The organism is Methylobacterium sp. P3_A11 (assembly GCF_056403155.1).
In genome coordinates, this window is sequence record NZ_JBFUGA010000130.1 from 1 (window position 1) to 14,733 (window position 14,733).

General features: G+C 71.3%; 12 protein-coding genes. 9 read left to right on the forward strand and 3 right to left on the reverse strand.

Annotated elements, in window-relative coordinates:
- Window positions 1–744 precede the first annotated feature (744 nt).
- Together AC1DXK_RS27105 and AC1DXK_RS27110 are read left to right on the forward strand one after the other, a co-directional pair.
- Window positions 745–1,764 carry a zinc-binding alcohol dehydrogenase family protein gene (locus AC1DXK_RS27105; protein WP_457108647.1) on the forward strand — a complete coding sequence of 340 codons (1,020 nt, stop codon included), beginning with the start codon at window positions 745–747 and terminating at the stop codon, window positions 1,762–1,764.
- A 10-nt stretch (window positions 1,765–1,774) separates the two neighbouring features.
- Window positions 1,775–2,197, forward strand: coding sequence for a cupin domain-containing protein (locus AC1DXK_RS27110; protein ID WP_457108648.1), 423 nt, complete (start codon window positions 1,775–1,777; stop codon window positions 2,195–2,197).
- Window positions 2,198–2,200: 3 nt separating this feature from the next.
- Here the strand turns inward: AC1DXK_RS27110 and AC1DXK_RS27115 are convergent, their stop codons facing one another.
- The gene (locus tag AC1DXK_RS27115) at window positions 2,201–3,373 is read right to left on the reverse strand and encodes an MFS transporter (protein WP_457108649.1); all 1,173 of its coding nucleotides are present in this window, start codon (window positions 3,371–3,373) and stop codon (window positions 2,201–2,203) included.
- 389 nt (window positions 3,374–3,762) lie between these two features.
- Between AC1DXK_RS27115 and uvrA the strand changes: the two genes are divergently transcribed.
- The 7 genes from uvrA (at window position 3,763) to AC1DXK_RS27150 (ending at window position 13,366) form a co-directional block, all read left to right on the forward strand.
- On the forward strand, window positions 3,763–6,903 hold the full coding sequence (gene uvrA / locus AC1DXK_RS27120) for an excinuclease ABC subunit UvrA (protein WP_477299480.1): 3,141 nt from the start codon (window positions 3,763–3,765) through the stop codon (window positions 6,901–6,903).
- Between the two features lie 598 nt (window positions 6,904–7,501).
- Window positions 7,502–8,482, forward strand: coding sequence for a transporter family protein (locus tag AC1DXK_RS27125; protein ID WP_457108651.1), 981 nt, complete (start codon window positions 7,502–7,504; stop codon window positions 8,480–8,482).
- A gap of 256 nt (window positions 8,483–8,738) precedes the next feature.
- Window positions 8,739–9,713, forward strand: coding sequence for a S1C family serine protease (locus AC1DXK_RS27130; protein WP_457108652.1), 975 nt, complete (start codon window positions 8,739–8,741; stop codon window positions 9,711–9,713).
- 181 nt (window positions 9,714–9,894) lie between these two features.
- Window positions 9,895–10,164 (forward strand): GCG_CRPN prefix-to-repeats domain-containing protein, encoded by a 270-nt coding sequence (locus tag AC1DXK_RS27135; protein ID WP_457108653.1) that lies wholly within the window; start codon window positions 9,895–9,897, stop codon window positions 10,162–10,164.
- Between the two features lie 283 nt (window positions 10,165–10,447).
- Complete coding sequence (locus AC1DXK_RS27140) at window positions 10,448–10,594, forward strand: DUF1127 domain-containing protein (protein WP_457108654.1); 147 nt, start codon at window positions 10,448–10,450, stop codon at window positions 10,592–10,594.
- Window positions 10,595–10,670: 76 nt separating this feature from the next.
- Complete coding sequence (gene trmFO, locus AC1DXK_RS27145) at window positions 10,671–12,113, forward strand: methylenetetrahydrofolate--tRNA-(uracil(54)-C(5))-methyltransferase (FADH(2)-oxidizing) TrmFO (RefSeq protein ID WP_477299481.1); 1,443 nt, start codon at window positions 10,671–10,673, stop codon at window positions 12,111–12,113.
- A 50-nt stretch (window positions 12,114–12,163) separates the two neighbouring features.
- Window positions 12,164–13,366, forward strand: coding sequence for a Zn-dependent hydrolase (locus tag AC1DXK_RS27150; RefSeq protein ID WP_457108656.1), 1,203 nt, complete (start codon window positions 12,164–12,166; stop codon window positions 13,364–13,366).
- A 33-nt stretch (window positions 13,367–13,399) separates the two neighbouring features.
- On the opposite strand, the gene AC1DXK_RS27155 is transcribed toward AC1DXK_RS27150, so the two are convergent.
- Both AC1DXK_RS27155 and AC1DXK_RS27160 read right to left on the reverse strand, forming a co-directional pair.
- Window positions 13,400–14,119 carry a CatB-related O-acetyltransferase gene (locus AC1DXK_RS27155; RefSeq protein WP_457108657.1) on the reverse strand — a complete coding sequence of 240 codons (720 nt, stop codon included), beginning with the start codon at window positions 14,117–14,119 and terminating at the stop codon, window positions 13,400–13,402.
- Window positions 14,116–14,733 (reverse strand): glycosyltransferase (locus AC1DXK_RS27160; RefSeq protein WP_477299482.1); only part of this gene is annotated, 618 nt, incomplete at its 5' end. The genes AC1DXK_RS27160 and AC1DXK_RS27155, both read right to left, overlap by 4 nt.

Genomic DNA, 14,733 nt, shown 5'->3' on the forward strand with positions numbered 1-14,733 from the left:
AAGGCACTGATAAGGCACTGATCCGCGAGGCGAGGCCGACCAGGCTCTCGACCCGGTCCATCTCGGCGCGCCGCGCCCATTGATCGGAGGCGGCCAGGCCTGCCGCCCCCGCGAAGGCGAGGCAGGGAGCGAGCGCCACCGCCAGGATGCGGGCGCGGAGCGAGGAAAGCACGGGCATCGGAAGATCGGGAACTGTCCGGACGGAAACAATGCACCATCCGGGCAAGATATAAAGATTGAGTTAGAGTCTTCCGAGCCGATGCGGTGCCGCTCTGCTCGATCAGAGGGCAGTCTGTGCCGGTTCTGCCGTCTCGGAGAGCAAGTCAACCAGGTTTTCAGGGCGCGGATAAAAGGCTCTCAAGAGCGCCCGCGCCCTGTCAGGCTGTATTTTACCTTCGAAGGGACTTGGGCCTAGACTTTCCGCGTGATCAGCCCGTCCGCCTCCATTTCGTGCAGCAGGCTGGTGAGCCTGCTCTGGATCACGCCGGTCAGCCGCCGCCGGCCTGCGTCGAACCGCAGGGTCCCCTCCCCAGGCGGTCGAGACCCACGCCTGTCCCGTGCCGTCGATGTCCCGGAGGGCCGCCGCGGCGGCGCAGCCGGGGCTGCGGGCGCCGATATGGCGGCGGGTGCGGGGCATGGCGACGGCGCCGACGGTATCCTGCCCGGCACGATCGTCTGATGCGCGGACTTGCGGCGCGTGAAGACGGGCGGCATCTCCCGGACGGCAAGCCAGAGGAGGCCGCTATGCGCGCCGTCGGATACCGCAAGTCCCTGCCGATCACCGATCCCGAAGCCCTGGTCGATTGCGACCTGCCGCAGCCCGAGCCCGGCCCGCGCGACCTGCTGGTGAAGGTCGAGGCGGTCTCGGTGAACCCTGTCGACACCAAGGTTCGGCGCCGGGCCGAGCCGGAGACCGGCGGCGTCAAGGTGCTGGGCTGGGACGCGGCCGGCACCGTCGTCGCCGCGGGCGCGGAGGTCGAGGGCTTCTCCGAGGGCGACGCCGTGTTCTACGCGGGCGACCTCACCCGGCCGGGGACGAACGCCGCATACCATTGCGTCGACGCCCGCATCGTCGGCCACAAGCCGACATCGCTGGACTGGGCGCAGGCCGCCGCCCTGCCGCTCACCGCGATCACCGCCTGGGAGGCCCTGTTCGACCGTCTCGACACGGACAAGCCGGTCCCGGGCGCCGCCCCGGCGATCCTGATCGTCGGCGGTGCCGGGGGCGTCGGCTCGGTGGCGATCCAGCTCGCCCGGGCGCTCACCGACCTCACCGTGATCGCCACCGCGTCGCGGCCCGAGACGGCGCACTGGTGCCGGGACCTCGGCGCCCACCACGTGGTCGACCATTCCCGGCCCCTCGCCGGCGAAGTGGCGGCCCTGGGCCTCGGCGCGCCGGGTCTGGTCTTCTCCACGACCAACACCGACGCGCACCTCGCCGCGATCGTCGACCTCATCGCCCCCCAGGGCCGCCTCGCCCTGATCGACGATCCGGAGCACCTCGATGTCGGGCTCCTCAAGCGCAAGAGCCTGTCGCTGCACTGGGAGTTCATGTTCACCCGGTCGATGTTCGCCACCGCCGACATCGCCGCCCAGGGCGCGCTCCTCGACGAGATCGCTCGCCTCGTTGACGCGGGCCGCCTGCGCACCACCCTGGGAGAGCATTACGGGCGGATCGATGCCGCGAACCTGCGGCGTGCCCATGCCCTGATCGAGAGCGGGCGGGCCAAGGGCAAGATCGTGCTCGCAGGGTTTTCGGATTGAGGAGGACGCGATGGCGGAGGCAGGGACCGGCATCTTCGACGTGGCGGCGCTGGCGGCGGCCCTGCCCGACAGCGCCCAGACCCTCCTGGTCGACACCTACCTGACCGACCGGGCGGCGGCGAGCGCCCGGGTGTTCCGGGTCTACCGGCCGACCCCGCCGCACTACCACGCCACCTGCGACGAGTACCTGTACTGCCTGTCGGGACGGGGCACGTTCTGGATGGGCGACCCCGCTTCGGTGGCCCCGTTCGGCCCCGGCCAGCTGCTGGTCTTCGAGAAGGGCACGGTCCACGCGATGCCGGAGATCGAGTCCGGCGCGCCGGTGACCTTCCTGTCGATCGACACGCCCCGGCGGGCGCCGACCGACATCGTCTTCGTGAACCCGGAGGACGGCAGCCCCGCGACCTTCCTGGCGCGCAACGCCGAGGCGTGAGCCTCACACCCGCAGGGACCGCCCGGTCGCCGCCACGCCGAGGAGCAGGGCCGCCACGAGCAGGAACGCCGCGGGCAGGCCGAGCGCCTGCGCCACGAATCCGATCAGGGCCGGCCCCGCCAGCACCCCGGCATAGCCCAGCGTCGTCACCGCCGGCACCGCGACGCGCGCGGGGATCGCGGTCTGGCGGCCCGCTGCCGTGAACAGGACCGGGACGATGTTGGCGCAGCCCGCCCCGACCAGGGCGTAGCCGGCGAGCGCCGCCTCCCAGGCCGGAACGACGACCGAGAGCGCCAGCCCGGCCGCCGCCAGCAGGCCGCCGAGGATCACCACGCGCCGCCGGCCGAGCCGGGCCACGACCCGGTCACCGGTCAGCCGACCGGCGGTCATGGTGACCGAGAAGGCCGCGTAGCCGAGGGCCGCCCAGGCCGGGTCGAGCCCGCGCTGCTGGATCAGGAACACCGCGCTCCAGTCGAGGGCCGAGCCCTCGGTGAGGAACACGACGAAGCAGAGCAGGCCCAGAACCAGTACCGGGCCGCGGGGCAGCGCGAAGGCGGGGCCGCCCCCGCCCCGCTCCCCATCCAGGATGCCGGGCCAGGCCGCCGCGAACAGGACCGCGATCCCGCCGGCCAGGATCAGCACGCTCCAGCCCGCGCCGATCCCGCTGGCCAGCAGGCCGCTGGCGAGCAGCGCCCCGAGGATGCAGCCGAGGCTGTAGAGGCCGTGGAAACCCGACATCATCGGCCGCCCGCCGGCGCGCTCCACGACCACCGCCTGCAGGTTCATGACGCAGTCCACCGCCCCCATCCCGGCCCCGAACAGCAGCAGCGCCAGGGTGAGCGGCACGAGCCCCGCGCCCACAGCCAGAACCGGCAGGGCGAGGCCGATCGCCCCCGTCCCGGCGAGCAGGACGGGCCGGTAGCCGAGCCGCTCCGCCGCCGCCCCGGCGCCCGGCATCGCCAGGAGCGAGCCGATGCCGAAGGTGAGGAGCAGCAGCCCGAGCCCCGCCGCGTCGAGGCCGGCGCGCGCCTTCACCAGCGGCACCAGCGGCGCCCAGGTGGCGTTGGCGATGCCGACGATCAGGAACAGGAGCCGCGTGGACAGCCGCCGCTGGGCTGCGGCCCGGTCCTCGGCTGCGCGGAGGGCGGCCGGGTCGGTCAGGTCGAGCGCTGGCATCGGCACCGGTCGGCGGGAAGGGGTCTGAGGGCGGGCCTCGGCGACGTGGGGCCTGGACGCCCGCGGTGCAACACCGGTCCGTCGTCGCGCGCAGCGCAGCCACCGAGGGCGGCGCAACCGCGATCTTTGCGCGATCCGTGCGCGATCCGTGTGGCGCCCCGGGATCGCCTCGCCGCGCGCGCCGGCACGGAAGCCGATCCACGGGTGGTTGTCGTCGTACGCGTTTCGTTCTAGCAAGGGCGGTGCATGACGGGCCTGCGTCCCGCCGGCCCCACCTTGCCGTCGGCCCCCTCGGGCTCGACATGTGTCGGAGCGGCGGCTGGCCCGCGCGCGAATCCGATCCGGACTCCGATCCGACTGCGTCGACGCCTCGAAAGACCGCCGCCCTCATGGCCAAAGCCCAAGCTGGAAGTCGTGCCGCAAGCCGCGCCGGCGCCGCCCAAGCCAGTCCCATCGCCACGCCGAAATCCGCCGCCAAGACGGCTCCGAAGGCGACGGCTCCGAAGGACGAAGCCGCCAAGCCGGCACAGCCCAAGCCGGCCCAGCCCAAGCCGCACCGCGCGAAGGCCGGACAAGCGGCCCGGCCGGAGGAGGCCGCCCGCGACGCCAAGCTGGAGGCCCTGTTCGACGCCGCCCCGACCCCGGCCGAGGACCGGCGGGTCATCACCATCCGCGGCGCCCGGGAGCACAACCTCAAGAACGTCGACCTGACCATCCCCCGGGACAAGCTCGTGGTGTTCACCGGGCTCTCGGGCTCGGGCAAGTCGTCGCTCGCCTTCGATACGATCTACGCCGAGGGGCAGCGCCGCTACGTCGAGTCCCTCTCGGCCTATGCCCGCCAGTTCCTGGAGATGATGTCCAAGCCCGACGTCGACCAGATCGACGGGCTGTCGCCGGCCATCTCCATCGAGCAGAAGACCACGTCGAAGAACCCCCGCTCCACCGTGGGGACGGTCACCGAGATCTACGACTACATGCGCCTGCTCTGGGCGCGGGTCGGCATCCCCTACTCGCCGGCCACCGGCCTGCCGATCGAGAGCCAGACCGTCCAGCAGATGGTCGACCGCGTGCTGGAACTGCCGGAGAAGACCCGGCTCTACCTGCTGGCGCCCGTGGTCCGCGGCCGCAAGGGTGAGTACCGCAAGGAAATCGCCGAATACCAAAAGAAAGGTTTTCAGCGGCTGCGCGTCAACGGCGAGTACTACGCCATCGACGACGTGCCCAAGATCGACAAGAAGTTCAAGCACGACATCGACGTGGTGGTCGACCGGATCGTGGTCCGGGCCGACATCGCCGCGCGGCTCGCCGATTCCTTCGAGACCGCGCTGGAACTCGCTGACGGCATCAGCGAGATCGTCTTCGCCGACGCCCCCGAGGGGGAGGCGCCCCGGACCATCACCTTCTCGTCGCGCTTCGCCTGCCCGGTCTCGGGCTTCACCATCGCGGAGATCGAGCCGCGGCTGTTCTCGTTCAACAATCCGTTCGGCGCCTGCCCGACCTGCAGCGGCATCGGCCACGAGATGCGGATCGACCCCGAGCTGGTGATCTCGGATCCGGCCCTCAGCCTGAAGCGGGGCGCGGTCGGACCCTGGGCGAAATCGACCTCGCCCTATTACGGCCAGACGCTCGACGCGCTGGCCGAGCAGTTCGGCTTCAAGACCGCCGTCCCCTGGCAGAGCCTGCCGGAGACGGCCCGCGCCATCGTGCTGTACGGCTCGGGCAAGCAGGCGGTCCGCTTCGCCTACGACGACGGGTTGCGCAAGTACACGGTCAACAAGCCCTTCGAGGGCGTGATCCCGAACCTGGAGCGCCGCTACAAGGAGAGCGATTCCGACGCGGTGCGGGAGGAGATCGGGCGTTTCATGAGCGAGACGCCCTGCGCCGCCTGCGGCGGCAAGCGGCTGAAGCCCGAGGCGCTGGCCGTGAAGGTCGCCATGGCCGACATCGCCGACGTGACCGCCCTGTCGGTGAGCGAGGCGCACCGCTGGTTCTCGGAGCTGCCCGAGAGGCTCACGGCCAAGCAGAACGCCATCGCGGTCCGGATCCTCAAGGAGATCCGCGACCGGCTGAGCTTCCTCGTGGATGTCGGCCTCGAATACCTGACGCTCTCCCGCGGCTCGGGCTCGCTCTCGGGGGGCGAGAGCCAGCGCATCCGGCTGGCCTCGCAGATCGGCTCGGGGCTGACCGGCGTGCTCTACGTCCTCGACGAGCCGTCGATCGGCCTGCACCAGCGCGACAACGAGCGGCTGCTCGGCACGCTCAAGCGCCTGCGCGACCTCGGCAACTCGGTGATCGTGGTCGAGCACGACGAGGACGCGATCCTGCAGGCCGACTACGTGGTCGATGTCGGCCCGGGGGCCGGCATCCACGGCGGCGAGATCATCGCGCAGGGCACCCCCGCCGAGGTTCTGGCCAATCCCGCCTCCCTCACGGCCAAGTACCTCACGGGCGCGATGGCAGTCCGCACGCCGACCGCCCGTCGGAAGGCCCGGAAGGGCACGCTCGGGCTATTCGGCGCACGGGGCAACAACCTCAAGGACGTCGAAGTCGAGATCCCGCTGGGCACGTTCACGTGCATCACCGGCGTCTCGGGGGGCGGCAAGTCCACCCTGGTGATCGACACCCTCTACAAGGCCATCGCCAAGAAGCTGAACGGCGCCCTGGAGCACCCGGCTCCCTACGGACGGCTGGAGGGGCTCGAGCATCTCGACAAGGTCATCGACATCGACCAGTCGCCGATCGGGCGCACGCCGCGCTCGAACCCCGCAACCTATATCGGCGCCTTCACGCCGATCCGCGACTGGTTCGCCGGCCTGCCGGAGGCCAAGGCCCGCGGCTACCAGCCGGGGCGCTTCTCGTTCAACGTCAAGGGCGGGCGCTGCGAGGCCTGCTCGGGCGACGGCGTCATCAAGATCGAGATGCACTTCCTGCCGGACGTCTACGTCACCTGCGACGTCTGCAAGGGCAAGCGCTACGACCGCGAGACCCTGGAGGTGAAGTACCGGGGCAAGTCCATCGCCGACGTGCTCGACTCCACCGTCGAGGAGGCGGCCGAGCTGTTCAAGGCGGTGCCGGCGATCCGCGACAAGCTCGAGACCCTCAAGCGGGTCGGCCTGCACTACGTCCATGTCGGCCAGCAGGCCACGACCCTGTCGGGGGGCGAGGCGCAGCGGGTGAAGCTCTCCAAGGAGCTGTCGAAGCGCGCCACCGGGCGCACCCTCTACATCCTCGACGAGCCGACCACCGGCCTGCACTTCCACGACGTCGCCAAGCTCATGGAGGTGCTCCACGAACTGGTCGACCAGGGCAACACCGTGGTGGTGATCGAGCACAATCTCGAGGTGATCAAGACCGCCGACTGGGTGATCGACATGGGTCCCGAGGGCGGCGACGGCGGCGGCCGGGTGGTGGCGCAGGGCACGCCGGAGGAGATCGCCCGCTCCAAGGCCAGCCATACCGGCCGGTTCCTGCGCGAGGTGCTGGAGCGGCGGCCTGCCGCGCCGCCGCGCCGGAGCCGCGCCGCCGAGTAGCGACCCGGCCCGGATCGGCGGCCGGCTTCACGCGCCGGGTCCCGGAACCGGCCGGCTGGACCCCGCGCGAATCCGGTCGCCCGGACAGAGGCGGCGCGAATCCACCGGCACCGAGGCGGCAGTTTCTGCCGGGTGCCGTCCGGAACGCGCCGGCGCGGGCGGTGATTCGAGCCGCGCGGCCCCGGACCGTACCGGTTGCGGGCTGGTCCGGAGCCGGATCCCGGCCCGCACGTCCGGACCGCGGACCTGCCCGATCAACCCCGGGAGCTTGCCGGATTCTCCCATGATCCGGCGCGACAACAGCTTGACCATTCAACGATATTTTGCCGGGCACCCCGTTTGGCCGATGCCTGGGGACAGTGTTGCATCGCCGCAAAAATGCGGCTTTTGCGCAACGGTTCAGCCGGTTGTGGCGTTTCGGCGAGCATTCCACTGTCTTTCCGCAGGTCTCTGTAGAATAGTCGCAGACGTTGAGACGGGCAGGCTCCGTGGGGGCGCTCGGTAGGTCCAAAGCCGGCAGCCGCGATAGGCGAGCAGACCGGCAGGGAAGTGCCGAATGCGGGACGGAAGCCGTGTGACCTTGGGAAGGAATGAGAAAATGATGAAGAACTGGCTCGCGGCCGGCACGGTCGCGCTCACGGTCGGCATGACCTCGACGATCGCGCAGGCGCAGACCACGACGGTTCCGGGCGAGCAGGTCGGCCTCGCGGTCGGTGCGCCGCTGCCGGAAGGCCTCTACGCGATCAACACGTTCACCTACCGCCGCACCGACGGCCGGAACGATCCCGACACGGCCGTCAACATCCCGGTCCTGGTCTGGTCGACTCCGTTCGTGCCGTTCGGCGGCCGCGTCGAGCTGCTCGTGGCGCCCCCGACCGTGTTTGCCTTCACTCGCAACCCGGCGGGCGTGCGCAACAAGGACATCTCGATCAACGTCGGCACCTTCGTCGGCGGCATCTGGGCCTTCGACCTCGGCAGCAACTTCGGCGTCAGCTTGCTCGGCGGCGCCTACCTGAACGACCTGAACGGCGACCGCGGCTCGATCATCACCGCCAACGGCACGACGGCCACCCCGGTGCTGCCGCAGCTCTCCTCCAACACCTACCGCTTCGGCGTCGCCGGCAGCTACACGGGTGACGGCTGGAACCTGACCGCCAACCTGACCGCCAACATCTACGACTCGCCCGGCCGCTTCCCCGGTCAGGTCGGCGCCGCCATCGGCCCGATCCGCCTGTCGGACTCGCTGAACTTCGACCTCACGGCGACGAAGAAGTTCGGCAACTTCGAGATCGGTCCGATCGCCTACGGCACCTACAACTTCGACATCAGCCAGGCCAGCGCGGCGGCCGGCAACCGCGGCCGGTTCGCCATCGGTGGCCTCATCGGCTACGACTTCAAGATCTTCACCGTCCAGGCCTACGTCGCCCGCGACGTCGTGACCGGTGCGCAGTACGCCAACGCGTTCGGCCGCACCCGCAGCGACTACTCCACGGACGGCTGGATCCGGTTCATCGTTCCGCTGTACTCGCCGGCTCCGGCCGCCTCGCCGATCCCGGCGCCGCTGGTCCGCAAGTACTGAGACCCTCCCGAGACACCGGGCTCCCCGCCGCCGCGCGGCCGGGGCGCCCGGATCTCCGACAGGCCGTCCTCCGGGACGGCGCACCGCCCGGCCTCCGCCGGGCGGTTTTTTTTGCGTGCGCGGCCCGCCCCGCGCCGGCCGAGCCATCCGCCGCAACGGGCCGCGGGTGACGCGGACAGCGCGGACATCCTATGGTGTGCCGATGGTGCGGCTCCGGTGCCGGCCGGAGCGCAGGCGGACGAGCCGAAGGATTGTCATGGCGACGCAGGGCGAGTGGAAGATCCCCGCGCAGGCCCAGCCCAGGCCTGCCGATTACGGCTACGACCTCGACCGGGCGCTCTCCGCCGTGCTGGCCTTGTCGGCGCGGGTGCCGGAGAGCGCCTTCACGGCCGAGACCCTCGGCACCGAACGCGCCGGCAACGGCGTGGTGATCCGCGAGGACGGGCTGGTGCTCACGATCGGCTACCTCGTCACCGAGGCCGAGAGCGTCTGGCTCACCACCCGGGACGGACGCTCGGTGCCCGGCCACGTCCTCGGCTTCGATGCCGCCACCGGCTTCGGCCTGGTCCAGGCGCTGGGCAGCCTCGGCGTGCCGGCCCTCCCGATCGGCCGCTCGGCCGGGCTGAAGACCGGCGACCGGGCAGTGCTGGCGGGGGCGGGCGGGCGCCAGCGCTGCGTCGCCGTCGAGGTCGTGGCCCGGCAGGAATTCGCCGGCTACTGGGAATACGTCCTCGACGAGGCGCTGTTCACCGCCCCCGCGCATCCGCACTGGGGCGGCACCGCGCTGATCGGTTCCCAGGGGGAACTCCTCGGCGTCGGCTCGCTGCAGCTGCAGCAGGGCGGAGCCGTCGGGGCGCGGCCGATCAACATGGTGGTGCCTATCGACCTGCTGACGCCGATCCTCGACGACCTCGCCACCCGCGGGCGGGCCGATCGGCCGCCGCGTCCGTGGCTCGGCCTCTACGCCACCGAGAGCGAGGAGGGCATCGTCGTGATGGGCTTGGCCGATAACGGGCCGGCCGAGACCGGCGGGCTCCAGGCCGGCGACGTGATCGAGGCGGTGGCCGGCGAGCCCGTGGCCGATCTCGCCGCCCTGTTCCGCAGCGTCTGGGCGCTGGGGGAGGCCGGGGTGCGGGTGCCCCTGACGGTCCGCCGCGAGGGGCGCGGCGTGAAGCTCGCCCTCGTCTCCGGGGATCGGGAGCGATTCCTGCGCACGCCGTCGCTGCACTGAAGGGGGAGCCCGACCGGGCCGTCGCCGGCCTGCACGGGGACGCAACCCGCGCCCGGAACGCGGCGATGCCGCCCCGGGCCTGCACCGGTCACAACCTACGGCTCAGCGACGGTTCAGGTTGCGGGACCGAATCTCCGATGGCCGGCGCTCGATCCGCCGGAAGCGTTGAGGAGATGCAATCATGACGATTCTGAGCGCACCGCGCGCGAAGGCGCTCGTGATGGCCGCCGCGATCGCCGGCGGCCTCGGGCTCGCCGGTTCCGCCGAGGCGGCCGGGGGCTGCGGCCCCGGCTTCCATCCCAATCCCTGGGGCATCTGCCGGCCGAACTGGGGTCCCCGGCCCTACGGGTACTGGAGACGGCCGGTCTATTACGGGGGCTACGGTGGCTATTACCGGCCGCGGCCGGTCTATCGGCCCTACGGCTTCTACGGCCCCCGCCCCTTCTACTGAGACGCGGATCCCGGCGATCCCGACGAGGCACGGCGTTCCGCCGACTGGCGGGGCGCCCTGCGCGTCCGCACACGGTGTTGCGGATGGGCCGCATGCGCACAAAGAATGACCATCCGGAAACCTTGCCGGTTTCCTAAGCCGGTTATGCAATTTCCGCAGGTCTGATGCTTGACCTTGCGCCTCCTGTTGCGCTGCGGCGGGCTTATATGTGCGTTGCACCAACAAGAGGCAGCGATGCGCATTGGAGCGCCATCGTCTGCCCGAGCAGAGGTCACAGCACACCATGTCCGCCGCCCGTAGCGTCCTGAGCCGCGTCCGCGCCTATCTCCGGTACCGCGACACCGTTTCCCAGTTGTCCCGCCTGTCAGACCGCGACCTTGCCGATCTCGGCATCAACCGCAGCGAGATCCGCGGCGTCGCCCGCCTCTGATACCGGCGCGCGTGACGACATCGCGAAGGACCGTCGGCCCGTTGATCCGGACGGCGGTCCTTCGCTATTTTCGGGCATGACACAGACCATCCATATCGTCGGCGGCGGCCTCGCCGGATCCGAGGCCGCCTGGCAGGTGGCCGAAGCGGGGCATCGCGCGGTCATCCACGAGATGCGCCCGGTGCGCGGCACCGAGGCCCATCAGACGGACGGGCTCGCCGAACTCGTCTGCTCGAACTCCTTCCGGTCGGACGACCCGGAGGGCAACGCCGTCGGGCTGCTGCACCAGGAGATGCGCAGCTTGAGCTCGCTGATCATGCGGTCGGCCGACGCCAATCAGGTGCCGGCCGGCGGGGCGCTGGCGGTCGACCGGGAGGGCTTCTCCGCGGCGGTGACCCGGACCCTGGAGCAGCACCCCAACGTCACCCTCGTCCGCGGGGAGGTCGAGGAGCTGCCGCCGGAGGACTGGGGGGCCTGCATCGTCGCCACCGGCCCGCTCACCGCGCCCGCCCTCGCCGAGGGGATCCGGGCGCTCACCGGCGCCGAATCCCTCGCCTTCTTCGACGCCATCGCGCCGATCGTCCACCGCGACTCGATCGACATGGACGTGGCGTGGTTCCAGTCCCGCTACGACAAGCCCGGGCCGGGCGGGACCGGGGCCGATTACCTCAACTGCCCGATGACCCGTGAGCAGTACGACACCTTCGTCGCGGCCCTCGTGCAGGGCGAAAAAATCGGGTTCAAGCAGTGGGAGGGCACGCCGTACTTCGACGGCTGCCTGCCCATCGAGGTGATGGCCGAGCGCGGCCCCGAGACCCTGCGGCACGGCCCGATGAAGCCCGTGGGCCTCACCAACCCGCGCGACCCGCTGGTCAAGGCCTGCGCGATCGTCCAGCTGCGCCAGGACAACGCGCTGGGCACCCTTTACAACATGGTCGGCTTCCAGACGAAGCTGACCTATGCCGAGCAGGTCCGGATCTTCCGCACGATCCCCGGCCTGGAGCGGGCCGAGTTCGCCCGCCTCGGCGGCCTGCATCGCAACACCTATCTCGACAGTCCGCGTCTGCTGGACGCCACCCTTCGGCTGAAGGCCCGTCCCGCCTTACGCTTCGCAGGCCAGATCACCGGCTGCGAGGGCTATGTCGAGAGCGCCGCGGTCGGGCTGATGGCCGGCCGCTTCGCCGTCGCGGAGGCGGCCGGTCGCCCCCTCGCCCCTTTGCCCCAGAGCACGGCGCTCGGGGCGCTCATCGCCCACATCACCGGCGGCCATATCACCAGCGACCCTTCGGCGGCGGACGGGGAGGCCAACGCCCCGCGCTCGTTCCAGCCGATGAACGTCAATTTCGGCCTGTTCCCGCCCCTCGCGCAGGCGCCCCGCAACGAGACCGGCCGCCGCCTCCGCGGGCCGGAAAAGGCCGCCCTGAAGAAGCGCGCGCTGACCGACCGGGCGCGGGCCGACCTCGCGGCCTGGATGGCGGGCGCGCAGGGCGGCGCCTGGAGACCCGCGGCGGCGGAATAGGCCGCCGCACGGGGCTTGCAGGGTCCACGCCTCCACCATCCGGGCTCATCATGACCGCGATCGACACCCAAGCCTTCCTGGCCGACCTGTACGCCCTGCGCGAGATCGGCCGGTTCCGAACCGGCGTCCACCGTCCGACCTTCTCGGCCGCGGACATGGAATCCCGCCGCTGGCTGATGGCCCGGCTCGAGGAATGCGGGCTGGAGGCCTCCATCGACGGCGTCGGCAACGTCCTGGGGCGTCACCGCGGCCCCGGCCCGCACCTGCTGGTCGGCAGCCATATCGAGACCCAGAACGAGGCGGGCTGGCTCGACGGGGCGCTCGGCGTCGTGGCCGGGGTGGCGCTGGCCCGGGCCGGGCTGCCCGTCGACGTCGTCGCCTTCGCGGACGAGGAGGGGCATTTCTCCGGCGGCTTCCTGGGCAGCCGCTCGGCGATCGGCGACCTGACCGAGGCCGAGATCGACGAAGCCCGCAACCGCACCGACGGCACGCCCCTGCGCGCGGCGCTCGCGACCGCCGGCCTCGCCGGCCTGCCCCGCATGCGGCTCGATCCGGACCGCTACCGCGGCTTCCTGGAGATGCATATCGAGCAGGGCACGCAGCTCGAATCCGCCGGCCTGCACCTCGGCGTGGTGAGCGGCATCGTGGCGATCTGGCAGTTCCGGATCGTGTTCGAGGGCAACCAAGACCATGCCGGCGGCACCACCATGGCTGAGCGGCGCGACGCGGGCCTCTCGGCCGTGCGGCTGCTCGCGGCGATCGACCGGGCGTTTCCGACGGTCTGCGGCCCGCGCAGCACCTGGACCACGGGGCGGATCACCCTGGATCCCGGCGGCTTCAGCATCATCCCGGGCCGCGCCGAGGTGTTCTTCCAGTTCCGCGACGTGGCGATCCCGGTGCTGGAGCGGATGGAGGCCTGCCTGGAGGCCCTGGTGCGGGAATCGAACCGGCGCGAGCGCTGCACCGCCACGCTGACGGCCCTGGCGAAGGCGGTCCCCGCCCCCTGCGACCCGACCCTGATGCGCGCCCTCTCGGAGGCCGCCGAGAGCCTCTGCCCCGGCCACTGGCAGGTGATGCCCTCGGGCGCCGGCCACGACGCCCAGAACGTCGCCCGGATCCTGCCGGCCGCGATGCTGTTCGTGCCCTCGATCGGCGGCATCAGCCACCACTGGGCGGAGGACACCTCCGACGCCGACCTGGCCCTCGGGGTGCGGGCGCTCGGGGATGCCGCGGCGCGGGTGCTGGCGGGGTGAGCCGGCGTCGGTGGCCRCGGCGCGCCCCGGGTCTCAGGCGCCGGGTATCAGCGACTGGATCGGGATCAGCTCCGGCCTGTATTCCTGCATGCCGCCGGCGATCCGCTCCTCGACGGCGTCGAGGAAGCGTTCCGGATCGGTGATCGAGCACTGGCGCAGGTCCCAAAAGGCGTAGCGCCACCACTGTACCTTCAGATAGCGCTCGATCAGCGTGTCGGGAAAGCGCATTTTCACGATCCGTGCCGGGCTGCCGGCCACGATCGCGTAGGGCGGCACGTCCTTGGTCACCACCGCCATGGCGCCGATGACCGCCCCGTCGCCGATCGTGATGTCGGGCATCAGGAAGGCGCCGTGGCCGATATAGACGTCGTTGCCGATGCGCACGCGCTTGGGCCAGAGATACGGGCCGCAGATCTCGTAATCCTCCGCCCGCGGGTCGAGGCGGTCGAACACGGCCGAATGGTGCGTGTAGAACAGGGGCGAGGTCGAGCCGCACTGGACCGGGTGGCTGCCGCGGCCGACCTGCACGCTCTCGCCGATCGAGCAGTAGCGGGCGATGTCGGCGCCGAAATAGTAGCCGCTCACCGCGTACGAGAACGCCCCCATGGTGAGGCAGTAATCGACGCCCATCCACTTGATGCTGCAGGGTGGCTCGAAGGTGCAATCCTCCGGCAGGCCGAAGGGCGCCGGGTGCAGCACCGAGATGCCGCGCTGAAGCATGGCCTGCTTCATGTCCTCGTTGACGGAGATCATGCGGCGTCCTCGTCGCTGGGGCTTTCGGTCCCGGCCGGCACCGGGTTCAGGCCGTAATAGTCGCGCATCAGGTTCCCGTATTCGGCAGCCCGGATGGGTCCGGCGAGCCGGCCCCCGGCCGAGATGTCGAGGGCGAGCAGCCGGTCGTTGAAGGCGGCCGGGTCGGTGGCCAGCGCGCAGGGCATCCGGTGGCCGTTGGCGTAGGCCCGCAGCCGCTCGCCCGGGGCGCCGAGATCGAAGGCCGCCACCGGCAGGCCGGTGCGCAGCGCCAGGGTCAGGGCGTACGAGTAGGTCTCCGGCCAGATCGCCGGCAGCAGCACCATGTCGGCCGAGAGCCGCCAGACGAGGTCCAGCGCCTCGTGGTCGCCGTGATACCGCCCGGTCTGGGTGACGCCGACGCCCTCGAGGCCGATGGCAAGCGCCGGGTCGGAGTAGCCCACGATCGAGAATTTCAGCGGCAGATCCCGATCCTGCGCGTCGGTGGCCAGGGCCTGCAGAAACAGGCCKCCCTTCGTGGCGCTGATCGCTCCCAGCACCGCGACGCGGCGGACGCGGCCGGGCCGCTGCAGCGCGGTCGCGCGCACCGCCCGCTCCGGCTCCGGATGCGGCCGCAC